Here is a 12,693-nt window from a genome sequence, read left to right as displayed (position 1 = left end):
TGCGCAGGGCACGGGCTATGCGGGGGGACGCGTGCGGGATACGCCCCCCGGACAGGCTCTGCTTGAGTACCTGCGCCACCCGCGGCGATGGACGCGCTCCGTGCGAACGCCTTCCGCGCCCGCGGCCACTTGGCGCAAATGGTCGAGGCCGGCAAGTCGGCTGAGGCCAACGTGATTCGCCGCCGCGCGGAGACCGCCGCCACGCGCTCGCTGCTCAACACGCCCAAGGTGATGGAAGACAACCCCGTCGCCCTGTGCCTCAAGGAGCTGGAACGCATCTCCGAGCGCATCGACAAGATCTCCGTGATCGGCGGTCTGGACCAGGTGCTCAACGGGCTGGTGAAGCTGGCTCCGCGCTGAGCACAAAACAAGAAGGGCTCCCGCTTCGGCGTGGAGCCCTTTCTTCTGGTTCGTTCGAGGTTAGAACATCGAGTCTCCCATACCGCTCGATGATCCCTGCCACTGTCTTCGACCAGTTTTGCTCCAACGTGACATCCAGTGCAACGGATTCCACACGACTGCCATTTGGCGGAGAAGACTCCTCCGGCTCGGGTTCTCTGAGTCAGCGGCGATGACCGTCGGACCGCGGCCGTCAGAAGGCGTGCTGTCGCGGCGCCGATCCCGCTCGAGCCTCCCGTCACCAGCGCAACGGCCGTCTCGAACTGATTCATGAGCACTGAATCCCCGGCGTCAATCGAACTTCATGCCTTCCCGCAATGACGGGGGATCGCGGAATTCACGGCGGTGTGGAAGCGGCAGGTATCGTCGGCTCGACATGCGGCCGTGGTGCGACCGTACGTGGCGCCGAAAGGCCCGCGCGCTTCAAGCCCTTGCCGACGAGCCACTTGCGAACCAGGTTGAAGTTGAGCCCATGCGCGAGCGACGCGGCAGCGTCCGAGACGCCGGGCTCCTGACATTCGGCGATGACCACCGCCTTGAACTCCGCAGCATGCCGGCGCCGAGCTTCTGTGAATTGGGATTCATTGGCGCCAACCAAATCAATAGGTGGGCACCATCCCCCAGACCCTCGTGGTGAACAGCGAATGAGACTCAGGGCACTATCACAGCGCGACATCATTGCGTCATTGACACCTGTAGCTGGTAGCTTCGTAAATGCTACCGCTTACGTAAGTCTGTTTCGCAGGGTACACGCAAATCGGGAGACTTTTCTTGACTGGCGTGCTGCTCTCGGTCGCATACACCACGTTGTCCGGCGCAATTCCATTTTCAACCCAGTTGACGATTAGATTGTGCAGCTGAAGCGGCCCTGCAACTGGCGGATTCGCATCCGGATTCGTCGTTCCATTCTGCCACTGAATATGACTAAGGCCCGGCGCCTCAAAAAGTCGATAGAAAGATTGCACCGCTTGAGGTCCTCCCATGTTTGCCGAGACACGCTCATAGTAGTCACTTGAGCCCTGCGAAAAGACGATTGTATCGTTGACAGACGCCACTTGAATTAGCTTTCCACCACGGGCTTTGAATTTGGATAGATCTGGAGTACTGGCATCCATATAGTCAAATACTGGCTGCAGTTCCATCGCCCTGTCGAAGGCGGCTGCGAGATCTGCGTAAGACATCGCCTTCCACCTGTTTTCACCATTGCCAGTTGCATTGGTAAATAACGTAGAACCGAGTTTTGGATTCCGCAACACCATCGCGACGATATCCATCCCCAAGGTAGTGGGATTAGCTCCTGCCCAAATCTGAATATCGGTTCCACGCGGATATCCATACCACTTGCGCACTCCTGCCGAAGGGCGCGTATCGAACCCGTTGTCAACAGCAGGATCAGGGACACTTCCATCACTTGTCATGCCATACCATATCTTGTTCATGGCAAGTGCTTCTGCGCTACTGACGCACGAGCCGGTCGTATTCGTACCGCCACTGGAAGCACACAACACATTCAGATCTTTGGTTGGATCGTATCGACATGACTTGTAGTCCAGAACAAATCCCAGATGCTGCCCGCCAACAACATCGCATGCGTTGATTGCTGCGTTAGATACTAGATTGACTTGATCTGTCGTCAGGTATTTCCCCCCGAGATCCCGTTGAATGACAATTTGCGGATACAGTCCGGAAATTAGCAACCTCATAAAGTTGACTCCGGGCACGGTCGTAAGGATGCCGTCGTAATGTTGCGGGAATTGCTCCGCGATCTGAAACGCCTGACGACCTCCACCCGATCCGCCGACGAAGTACGAGTACTTAGCGGGGGTGCGGTAAAAGGCTTTAGTGAGAACCTTTGTCTTGATGGCTTGCTCATCGAGAGATCGCAGCGAGAAATCGTTGATCCCCTTCGTGTTGAACGAACCATCTGGATTCAGCATCTTGGCCGCATTGGTGCTGGTACTCCCCGTATCGGTGCTTGATGTTACCGAACCATCTTCCCAGGCGACGCGTGGCGCAGAGCGCCACCTGTCTGAGTCTGGGGAAGTATCAATTGAAGAAACTTTTGCAATATTCGTGTGACCATCGCCACCCGACCAGCCGGCACCGCCAATCGCATGAATTCTTCCGTTCCAGTTCTCCTTTGTTGGAAACCAAAGCTCGATCCCAATGCCAGCGGACGTGGAGGGCGCATCAGCAGGCCCGAGGGTCGGCGGCCCGACGAGAAGCTTCACTTGACACAAGTCTGCTTGGACCGTCAGCGGTATTTCATTCGCAGGAAGAAAATAGGCTTCGACCGTCGGACTCGGGAGCCGATCTCCCTTTTTGTATTGCTTTACAAGCAATACGCTGGTAGACGGGTCGTCCTTGAGCGCGTCTGCAACGAAATCACTGCTGCAACTTTCTTTCACCTTCTGACTTGATGATGTCGACGACGAAAGTGCTGATGCTACTGGAAGGTTGTCGTTTCCGCTTCCACCCCCGCAGGCCACGAGTGTTCCTCCAGCAATAGCACTGATTAACAGGATCGTGGTGGCGGTCCGCTTATTTGCCTTGTGCATGTTATCTCCTTAGCATATCTCTTGCTTATCTAACCAAAGTCGTACGAATTAAATCAAATTGGAGCGACAGACGTTTCTGACCATTAATGTCTAATTTCGCTGTGATTTAGACCTTGTTGTGTATCCTCCTCAAAGCTTTTAGACCGCCACTCCTGCCGCTTCCCAGCCGCCGGCCCAGCGCCTTGCCATGCAGCTATGCAGCGCCTGACGATTTGCCAGCGCAATACAGCAACCAGCATGTCGACGGAAGAGAAAGCGACAATGCCAACGTATCGGATGCTTATCGCCTGCCCGACACGAAGGAAAAGTACACGAGCGGCAGCAGCCACACGCGACCATCGCCTAGACGCTTAGCAGGCTGGGCTCAGCCTTGCGGGCATCTTCGCCAGCGATGTCGCGCGCGATGAACGCGCGCTCTGCTGGGCTGAGCCATTGCGCGTCCTTCACCCGGTCGTCGAGGTAGCGCCATACGACGCCGCCGCATGCTTCGGTCGGCATGCCTTGCAGCAAAGGCCATCGGTGAATTCACGAACGTCTTCGCCGCCGACAGCAGGCCCCAAGTGATCATGATTCGCGCGATCCAGCGGCTCGCATCCACGCGGTGCAGAATCACGTTGCTCGCCACCTCGAACCGGAAGTAGCCAAAGAAGAAGATGCCCGCGCACAGGCCGTAGACCGCTTCGATGAACTGCAGGTCGCCCTGCATCTGCAACTTGGCGAATCCAACGTTCACCCGGTCGAGGCAGGCCACGATATAGCAGAGGAAGAGCAGCGGGATCAGCCGCCAGCCGACCTTGCGATAGACCACATCCGCGGCACTTCCGTCCTCAGGATATTGCTGCTCGGCATGTGCTTGCTGTGTGTCGAGAGTGCGTGTGTTCATGCAATTGTCTCGAGTAGGTCGTCGATCAATGCATCAATCGTTGCGCTAACTGGCGCCACCAATGTCCGGGTTTACGCGCATCGCTCGATATGAATAAAAGATGCATGTATCTCGCAATGAGATGCTCGGCAGCGTAGTTCGGGTTGGGAGATCGAGCTTTCGACATCGCTGCTCCTCCCCCACCTGTTACCCCGCGCCCTCGATACGCCTCGAATGTCTGTATACGAGCGAATTGAGGTACGTCGGCGAGCGGCTGGTGCTGCGAAGTGCAGCTCGCTCATCCATGCTGCTCAGGCCGATTTGAGGCAGCCGCGACAAGATGATGCAGATCCTGATGCGCCGCGAATTGAGTCAGAGTATCCGTTCCAACTGAGCGCTGAGCCCAAGCACGCGCCGTGCATGCAGCACCACGGGGGTGTCGACCATGCGGCCATCCAAGCTGACAACGCCGCCAGCGGCAGCCTCTGCAGCGTCGATTACGCGCCTTGCCCAAATCACCTCCTCCGAGGTCGGTCCCAAAGCATCCTGCACGATGGGGACCTGCTGCGGATGAATGCAGAGCTTGGCACCGAAGCCTCCTCGTCGGGCGCGAAGTGCGTCCTTTTCCAAGCGTGCCACGTCTTTCCAGTCCACGGTGACGCCATCGATGGGCGTCGCCAAATCTGCCCGGCGGCTCGCCATCACCAGCGCCAAGCGAACGGAGGCAAGTTCCAGTTCATCTGGGTCGCAAGACAGACCCAAATCAACCTGGAAATCGAGATGCCCGAAAGCCAGACGGAGCACTTTGGGCACGCCAGCGATAGCATTGATGGCATCCAACCCCTTTGCCGACTCGATGAGCGGAATCAGGACTCCGCCGTGACATACGGCCTTGACCATTGGGACCAGATCAGCTGAGTTCTCGGCCTTTGGAAATACCACGCCGCCAAGCCCCTGTAACGACAACTGTCCCACGAGCGCCCGATCCTCCTCATGCCACTGGGTTGCGAAGGCGTTTACCCTGACCAAGATTCGGCTCTTGTCCTCGGCGGCAAGTGCGGCGAAGGCATCGGCCAAGGCAGCTCTTGCTGGTACCTTGTTCTCGGCTGCCACGGCATCCTCGAGATCGACGATCACTCCGCCCGGGCCTGCGGCGAGCGCACGTGCATATCGCTCGGGACGATCGGCCGGCACGAAGAGGAAGGTTCGCGCCAACGCAAGCGGACTCTGCAGGCCCACAGTCGTAACCATCTAGATTGCTCCAACGATACGCATAGCTGAGATGTCCACCGTGCTTCTGCCCAGTGAGCGAAGAATGGAGTCTGTGTGCTCTCCGACTGCCGGAATGGCATCCATCCGGTATTCGAACGCGCTGTGCCGCCCGGGCGGCAGCAGCGCGGGTATTGCGCCAGCCGGGGACTCGACACTGCACCACCGCTGCCTCGCTTGAAGCTGCTCGTGACTCCACAATCCCGCCATGTCGTTCATGCGGGCATTGGCAATTTGCGCCGAATCGAGCCGTCCGAGTACCTGCTGTGTGCTCAGCGGCCTGAAGGCTTCTCCAATGATGGCACGCAGCGCTTCCCGGTTTTCGTTGCGCCGCGCATTGCTGTCGAACCGAGCGTCAGCGGCCAACCCAGGCTGTTCCAGCACGCCCTCGCAGAACGCGCGCCATTCGCGTTCGTTCTGCAGGCCCAGCATCACCGTTCCCCCGTCACCAACACGGAAAGGTCCGTAAGGGAAGATCGTCGCATGCGAGGCCCCGCTGCGCATAGGCTGCGAGGCTCCCTGATAGGCGTAGTACATCGGGAAGCTCATCCACTCGCCCAGCGCTTCCAGCATGGACACGTCGATGTGCGAGCCCTTACCTGTTTTGTTTCGCTGCAGAAGCGCTGCCAGTATCGAGGTATAGGCGTACATGCCAGCGGCGATGTCGGCGATCGAGATCCCAGACTTGCAGGGCTCATCGGGCGTTCCCGTAACCGATAGAAAGCCCGCCTCGCTCTGTATCAAGAGGTCATATGCCTTTTTGTCTCGGTACGGACCATCTTCGCCATAACCAGAGATGTCGCAGACAATAAGGGACGGATTCTTCGCTTGCAGCACTTCGGCGCCCAGCCCCATGCGAGCAGCGGCGCCTGGCGCGAGGTTCTGCACCAGAACGTCCGCACCGCTGATCAGCTCCATCAAAACCGCCAACGCGGCGGGCTGCTTGAGATCCAGAGTCAGGCTCTCTTTAGAGCGATTGACCCAGACAAAATGGGACGCCTCACCTTCGACCCGCTGGTCGTAGGCCCGCGCGAAATCACCGGCGCCAGGCCGCTCGATCTTGATGACTCGAGCCCCCAGATCGGCGAGCTGGCGGGTACAGAAGGGAGCTGCGATTGCGTGCTCCAGAGAAACAACGGTGGTTCCATCCAGAGGTCTTGTCATGCTGATACCTTTCGATTTCAAGAGAACAACGCGTCTTCCTTGACTTTGGAAGCAATGCGCTTGTTGAGACTCCAATGGCCGCCTCGAACTAGTCCTCATGCACTAGATCATTTCGTCAGATTGATCGCGGCGTTGGCCTGGGCAAGCGCCTTCTGCCGATGGCCCCGACAGCCGCCCTATGGCTGGATAGGCACGGTCATCGCGACAAGCTGGCCCGAATTCCGCACCCAACCGAGTCGGTCCAGCCGCCTTTTCAACGATCGGTTGTCCCGGCCCAGACTGATGTTGCCCTCGACCTCGCCCACAGTCTTACTCCCGTGTGCCCACTTTTGCACGGATCGGCCGGGAAGGCGCTTCGGCTTTTGGGATCAGTACCACGACCGCTAGCGTGGAGGCGCAGCTTCAACCCAACACGAAGGCCGTGTTCAACGAGTCGCCCGGCTCGCACACTTTGAAGACTGCACACTGAGAGGGTTGTGCATGCTCGGCCTGGACGTGCCAATGCCACTTTCATGAGCCTGCGTGGCTCCGGACGATGGCGGCAGGGCCCGATCGGATGGCAGTTTGAGACGAAACGGCCGTCGCTTGAAAGAAAACACATCAACTATCGCGCAAAGTGTCTGCTCAGACGCATAGCTCGGACACGGCACTCTCCAGCCGAGGGGCTCGAAGTTCCCTGTACTTAGCGGTGCCCGGGTAGCGGTTTTCAGCTACGTCGGCCTCTGTAGGAGCTGATATACGTGAATGCGATACGCACCCAAGATCGGGAAGGAAATGACACCTTTCTAAATCTGGTCGACTTCAAATGGCTCATGGCTGGCGTGGGCTGGTGGGTCGACCTGTCGCGCCTGCAGAGTGACAGGGCCTATATCGACGAGTGCCTGCAGCGAGCGCTGGGGAGCGATTCCGAGTTGCTGCGGAAGCGCTGTGTCCAGTTGCTTGGCTTGATCATCGCTTGAGATTCGATGGAATACCCATGAAAGTTATTGTTCTTGGAGGCGGCGTGGTCGGAGTGACAAGCGCCTACTACTTGGCGAAAGATGGCGCGCAAGTTACCGTGATCGATCGCCAGGGGGGCCCAGCCCTCGAGACGAGCTTTGCGAACGCTGGCCAAGTCTCGCCGGGCTACTCCACTCCCTGGGCGGCTCCCGGCATTCCGTTGAAGGCCATCAAGTGGCTGTTCCAGAAGCATGCGCCGCTGGCCATCCGCGCAGACGGGAGCCTATTCCAGCTGAGTTGGATCGTGCAGATGCTACGCAACTGCACCGCAGCACGCTACGCAGTCAACAAGGAGCGGATGATGCGCGTGGCGGAGTACAGCCGCAGCTGTCTGCAGCAGCTGCGCGCCGAGACCGGTATTGCCTACGATGAGCGCACCGGCGGCACCTTGCAGTTGTTCCGGACGCAGGCGCAGGTGGACTCGGTCGAGCGCGACATCTCCGTGCTGCGGGAGTGCGGAGTGGCCTACGAGCTGCTCACCCGCGATGAACTGCAGCGGGCCGAACCGGCTCTGGCGCAGGCACGCGACCGTCTCTCCGGCGGGCTGCGTTTGCCCTGGGACGAGACGGGCGACTGCAATCGCTTCACGTGCGAGCTCACCACCCTGGCCCGCAACTTGGGTGTGGAGTTCAAGTTTGGTCAAACTGTGGACGGTCTGTCGACTGCCGGCGACCGCATCGCCGGTGTGCAGGTGAACGGACAACTGCTGACCGCCGACCGCTACGTGATGGCCTTCGGCAGCTACTCGCGTGCGATGCTGAAGCCGCTGGGTCTGTCCCTGCCCATCTATCCGGTCAAGGGCTATTCCTTGACCATCCCGCTGGTGAACCCGGCACTGGCACCGCAATCCACGGTGCTGGACGAGACTTACAAGATCGCGCTCACTCGCCTGGGCGACCGCATCCGCGTCGGCGGCATGGCCGAGCTCGGCGGCTTCGATCTGCGGCTGGACGCACGCCGCCGCGAAACGCTGGAAATGGTGGTTACCGATCTGTTCCCGGGTGGCGATCTGCCGACCGCCACATTCTGGACGGGGCTGCGCCCCATGACGCCAGACAGCACCCCGATCATTGGCGCCACGCACTTCCGCAACCTGTTCCTCAACACGGGTCACGGTACGCTTGGGTGGACCATGTCCTGCGGATCGAGCCGCGTGATCGCCGACCTCATCTGCGACCGCCGCCCCGAGATCAGCACTGCCGGTCTGGGCGTCGATCGCTACACACCTGGGGCGGGCCAGTCCGCGTCCCATTCGACGTCGGCGGCGGCCTGACCCATGACACGCCCCACGCAAGCCATCATCGACCTGCAGGCGCTCCGCTACAACTACGCGCTAGCCAGGCAACGGCACGGCGGCCGGGCTCTGGCCGTCTTGAAGGCGAACGCTTACGGGCACGGAGCCACGCAGTGCGCGCGTGCGCTGTCGGGCTTGGCCGACGGCTTCGCCGTCGCCTTTGTCGAAGAGGCCGTTTCGCTGCGCAAGGCGGGCATCGGTGCGCCCATCCTGCTGCTCGAGGGCGCGTTCGGGGCGGATGATCTGGATCTGGCCCACGCGAACGGACTGTGGGTGGTGGTTCATCAGGAATCGCAGTTGCGGATGATTGAAGCTGCACGGCATCTGCGAGACCTGAACGTCTGGCTCAAGGTGAATTCCGGCATGGGACGGGCCGGCTTCGCCCCGGGAGACATTGCGGCGGCTTACGCGCGTCTGAAGGCCAACGGCCGCGTCTCGGAACTGACCCTCATGACGCACTTCGCGCGCGCCGATGAACCGGACTCCGACGCCACCGCGCAGCAAACGCGGGTGTTCGACGCCGCGACGGCCGGGTTGCCCGGCGATCGAAGTCTCTGCAATTCGGCAGGCCTACTGCAATGGGAATGTGCCCGGCGCGATTGGGGTCGACCGGGCATCCTGCTGTACGGCGCCGATCCCATGCCGAAAGGGGACAGCGGCCTCAAGCCCGTCATGACCCTGTGCAGCGAGATCTTCGCCGTGCGCGAACTTCGCCCCGGCGACGTCCTGGGCTACGGTGGCACCTTCATTGCCAAGCAGCCCACGCGCGTCGGTATTGTTGCCATCGGCTATGCCGACGGCTACCCTCGCACCGCCCCCACCGGTACGCCCGTGCGGGTCGATGGTCAACCTGCCTGCACGGTGGGGCGCGTGTCGATGGACATGCTCACCGTCGACATCACGCACCTACCCACCGCGGGCATCGGCAGCGCGGTGGAACTCTGGGGCAATCAGGTGGATGTGAACGTGGTCGCTCGTGCGGCAGGCACCATCCCCTACGAGCTGCTGTGCAACGTCAAGCGCGTTCGCTTTTCCTACGTGGATCGGGAGAACGCCTCGCCGGGATACCCTGCGCCGGCAAGCCAGCAGGCCCCCGATCTGGTTCGCTGAGAGGTGCGGCAGCAATGCTTGTCTTGGCTGCATACCGACCCGGTGCGCCGGCCATGGCGCCACCGCCAGTCCAGTCCCTCAGATCGCCAGCTCAGCGGGACATGAAGAGCGTGCCGACCGGCGTCACCGCCCTGCCGGCCGCCTTCATGCCGCGATCATACGTCCGCGAGGTTCAAGGCCTTCGCCGAGCGCAGCACCCGATTCATCTCGTTGAACACGATGTTGAAGCCTTCATCAAAACCCATGCCAGGTTTGGCCAGCATCTGGGTCACGCCGGTGGCCACACCGATGTTCGTCGTCGCGCGGGCCGACAGATCCGTCTCCGCACAGGTACCGCCCAGCACCGGCCCGACGCCGTGCTGATGGCAGTCGAGAATGGCATCGATCGAGTTGTGCAGCGACCCCAGATCGGGCGTCTTGATCTGTACCATGTCCACGGCGCCGGCCTTGACGAACAGGTGCACGTCTTCCGCCGTGTTGGCCCATTCGTCGGCGATGATCCCCACCTTACTGCCACGTGCCTTCAGCATCTGCCGGAGCTTGGCCAAGGCGGCGATCTGCGCGTCCCGGCCGCCGGCATCCAGGGGATGCTCGATGCGCAGTAGGTGCGGACCAGCAGCGCTTTCCAGACGTTGGATGATGTCTGCGGTCTTATCGATGGAACCAGCGGCCACCGCGCCGATCAGGCCGTAGACGTCCAGGTGGATGACAGGCTCGTAGTCGTGCGAGCTGCGCAGTTGAGCGATGCGAGCACGCAGCCAGCCGATATAGGTCTCGAGGGCGGCACCGTCTGCACCCACCAACTCACGCGTGTTGATGAGGCCATGAGGCATCACGGGCACGCGCTTGAGAATCATCTTGTCAACGTTGGTGTATCGCTCATCGCCGCATTGCCCATAGATCGGCACAGCGGCAAGCTGCGATTCAATGCCCCACTCGTCCTTGACCACCTGCGCCATCAGGTGATGGCCAGCCGCGTGCGCCGCGGCATCCAGCAGCGCCTGCGAGACCCCGTACGCGGCAGCGCGCTTGGATTCGAACAGGCCGTCGATCACTTTCTCGGCATACCCCGCGGTCCGGCGAAACGACCGGACGTCCACGCCCCACAATTGCGGCGCCAGGTTCTGCTCGATCTGTGCCGCCAGCTGTGCGGCATGAAAGCGCGGCTCTCTCCCGCCGACGCCGGTGTATTGGACACTCGCGCAATCCCCCTTCGCGATGTAGCCGTCACTCAGCACCAGCATGACCGAAACAGACTCTGCCGGTTCCCGCACCGCTTGGAAGCCCGGGGTCTGTGCCTTGCCTTTATAGGCGGCGCCATCACGTTGCGCACCGGCCTTGATGGCGGCCTGGTCGTCGAAGAAGAACGACCCCACACCAGGGCTTGCAATGACTTTTTGGATGGTGATTGATCGGGACATATCTTCAACCTTCAATAGGAGCAGCCACCAGGGGTGGCTGCGTTTCATCAATGGACGTCAGGGGACGCCGTGCAATCCCTAGCGCGACAGTCCACGCGCTCACGTTGACTGGGACACCAAGCGCAACTGCATGTAGGCCAGGACGCCGTCCGTCCCCCCCTCGTAGCCATAGCCGCTGTTACCCAAGCCTCCCAGCGGGACATCCGGCAGCGAAGGGGCCGTCTGGTTCACCCCGATGTTCGACGCCTGAAGTCGACTCACCACTTCGTTGCGAACACGCATGGAGTCGGTGAACAGGTAGGCGGCGAAAGCGTAAGGGGCGGCATTCGCCAGCTCGATGGCCTCATCCAGCGTGCTGAATGCCTGTACCGTAGCGATGGGACCGAACGGTTCTTCGGAGAGGAGCTCCGCATCCCTCGGCACGCCACTCAGTACGGTCGGCTGGAAGAAGAAACCGGGGAGATCCGCCTTGGCGCCACCGGTTTCGACCGACGCACCCTTGGCCACCGCGTCATCGACCAGTTCCTGAAGCGCGCGAACGCGTCTGGCGTGCGCCACCGGCCCGAGGTTGGCGGACTCTTCGTGTCCGTGCCCCAGGCAGTAGGACCGCGCCTTGGCCACGAGCGCCTGCACCAGCTTGTCGTGCAGGTCGCGATGCACCAGGTAGCGTGTGGGCGCCACGCAAGACTGACCGGCCGTGCCGAACTTGGCAGGCGCCGTCACTGCAACCACGCGATCGACGTCGGCGTCGCTCCATGCGATCACCGGTGCATGGCCACCCAACTCCAGCACCGGGCGAATCAGCTGCTTGGCGGCCAGGCCGGCCAGCTGCTTGCCTACATGGGTCGAGCCGGTGAAGGACAGCACCTTGACCACAGGCGACGACAACAGCTGCTCGCTGACCGTCACCGGATCACCGAATACCAGATTGACCACGCCTTCAGGTAAACCAGCATCGGCCAACGCCTTCACGATCGCACAGGCCGTACGGGGGGTGAACTCCGACGCCTTGAGCACCACCGTGCAACCGGCAGCCAGTGCGGCACCGAGCTTGCGGGCGATCAGCACGGCCGGGAAATTCCAGGCCGTGATCGCCACCGCGACGCCCAACGGGACAGGCACCGAGTAGCGAGTGCTTCCATCGACGATGCCGCTGTATACCTTGCCGGAGACTCGGGGCGCTTCCTCCCCGTTCCAATTCAGAGTCTCAATGGCCCGCTGCGCTTCACCACTGGCATCGGCGCGCGTCTTGCCGCCTTCAAGCAGCAACGCCTCGCTCAATTCGCCCAACCGCTCCCGAAGCAACGCAGCAGCCTTCTTCAGTATCTGGCCCCGAATGCGAGGGTTCGAGGCGCTCCAAGCCGGGAAGCTGCCCGACGCAGCATCGAGCGCCGCGCTGACCTGCGTCTCATCGGCCAGACTCACGACACCGATGCGCTGGCCATTGGCCGGATCGATGTTGTCAAGCGTGCCCGCCTGACCTACTACCCAGCGGCCCTTGATGTAGAGGTGGGCGTCCTGGTCATTCATCAACATATCAATCTCCATCCTTCACCTTCGAAGTCCATCCCGAAACCCCGGAATCCGTGCGGCCCGAGCGACTCCGAGCAACGCCGT

Annotated in this window: 9 protein-coding genes and 2 pseudogenes; 4 read left to right on the top strand and 7 right to left on the bottom strand. The window is 61.1% G+C overall.

What is annotated here, in order from left to right; genetic code table 11:
* Positions 1–129: 129 nt before the first annotated feature.
* Positions 130–360 (top strand): annotated as a pseudogene (locus VAR608DRAFT_RS02175) (slipin family protein); the annotation flags it as partial.
* A 376-nt stretch (positions 361–736) separates the two neighbouring features.
* Here VAR608DRAFT_RS02175 and VAR608DRAFT_RS02170 read toward each other — a convergent pair.
* From VAR608DRAFT_RS02170 to VAR608DRAFT_RS02150, 5 genes and pseudogenes are all read right to left on the bottom strand, one after another.
* Complete coding sequence (locus tag VAR608DRAFT_RS02170) at positions 737–931, bottom strand: hypothetical protein (RefSeq protein ID WP_157730566.1); 195 nt, start codon at positions 929–931, stop codon at positions 737–739.
* A gap of 151 nt (positions 932–1,082) precedes the next feature.
* Entirely contained in the window at positions 1,083–2,957 is a 1,875-nt protein-coding gene (locus tag VAR608DRAFT_RS02165; RefSeq protein WP_088952575.1) for a tannase/feruloyl esterase family alpha/beta hydrolase, read from the bottom strand.
* A gap of 289 nt (positions 2,958–3,246) precedes the next feature.
* Positions 3,247–3,840, bottom strand: a pseudogene (locus VAR608DRAFT_RS02160) (hypothetical protein); the annotation flags it as partial.
* Positions 3,841–4,191: 351 nt separating this feature from the next.
* A complete protein-coding gene (locus VAR608DRAFT_RS02155) occupies positions 4,192–5,070 on the bottom strand; it encodes an HpcH/HpaI aldolase/citrate lyase family protein (RefSeq protein ID WP_088952574.1) in 879 nt (292 codons plus the stop codon).
* Positions 5,071–6,252: a CaiB/BaiF CoA transferase family protein gene (locus tag VAR608DRAFT_RS02150; protein WP_088952573.1), complete on the bottom strand. Its 1,182-nt coding sequence runs from the start codon at positions 6,250–6,252 to the stop codon at positions 5,071–5,073.
* 740 nt (positions 6,253–6,992) lie between these two features.
* Here VAR608DRAFT_RS02150 and VAR608DRAFT_RS02145 point away from each other — a divergent pair.
* From VAR608DRAFT_RS02145 to alr, 3 genes are read left to right on the top strand one after another with little or no spacing between them, the layout of a single operon-like run.
* Positions 6,993–7,211 (top strand): hypothetical protein, encoded by a 219-nt coding sequence (locus VAR608DRAFT_RS02145; RefSeq protein WP_088952572.1) that lies wholly within the window; start codon positions 6,993–6,995, stop codon positions 7,209–7,211.
* Between the two features lie 17 nt (positions 7,212–7,228).
* Positions 7,229–8,524, top strand: coding sequence for a D-amino acid dehydrogenase (locus tag VAR608DRAFT_RS02140; RefSeq protein WP_088952571.1), 1,296 nt, complete (start codon positions 7,229–7,231; stop codon positions 8,522–8,524).
* 3 nt (positions 8,525–8,527) lie between these two features.
* Positions 8,528–9,655, top strand: a complete 1,128-nt coding sequence (gene alr, locus VAR608DRAFT_RS02135) for an alanine racemase (protein WP_088952570.1) — start codon at positions 8,528–8,530, stop codon at positions 9,653–9,655.
* A 155-nt stretch (positions 9,656–9,810) separates the two neighbouring features.
* Here alr and VAR608DRAFT_RS02130 read toward each other — a convergent pair whose 3' ends face one another.
* On the bottom strand, positions 9,811–11,124 hold the full coding sequence (locus tag VAR608DRAFT_RS02130; protein WP_231973134.1) for a methylaspartate ammonia-lyase: 1,314 nt from the start codon (positions 11,122–11,124) through the stop codon (positions 9,811–9,813).
* 51 nt (positions 11,125–11,175) lie between these two features.
* Positions 11,176–12,612, bottom strand: a complete 1,437-nt coding sequence (locus VAR608DRAFT_RS02125) for an aldehyde dehydrogenase family protein (RefSeq protein ID WP_088952568.1) — start codon at positions 12,610–12,612, stop codon at positions 11,176–11,178.
* Positions 12,613–12,693: the final 81 nt, after the last annotated feature.

This window comes from Variovorax sp. HW608 (genome assembly GCF_900090195.1).
Classification (GTDB): Bacteria; Pseudomonadota; Gammaproteobacteria; order Burkholderiales; family Burkholderiaceae_C; genus Variovorax.
The sequence above is the reverse complement of the archived record's forward strand: the minus strand, read 5'-3'. Positions and strand labels throughout refer to the sequence as shown.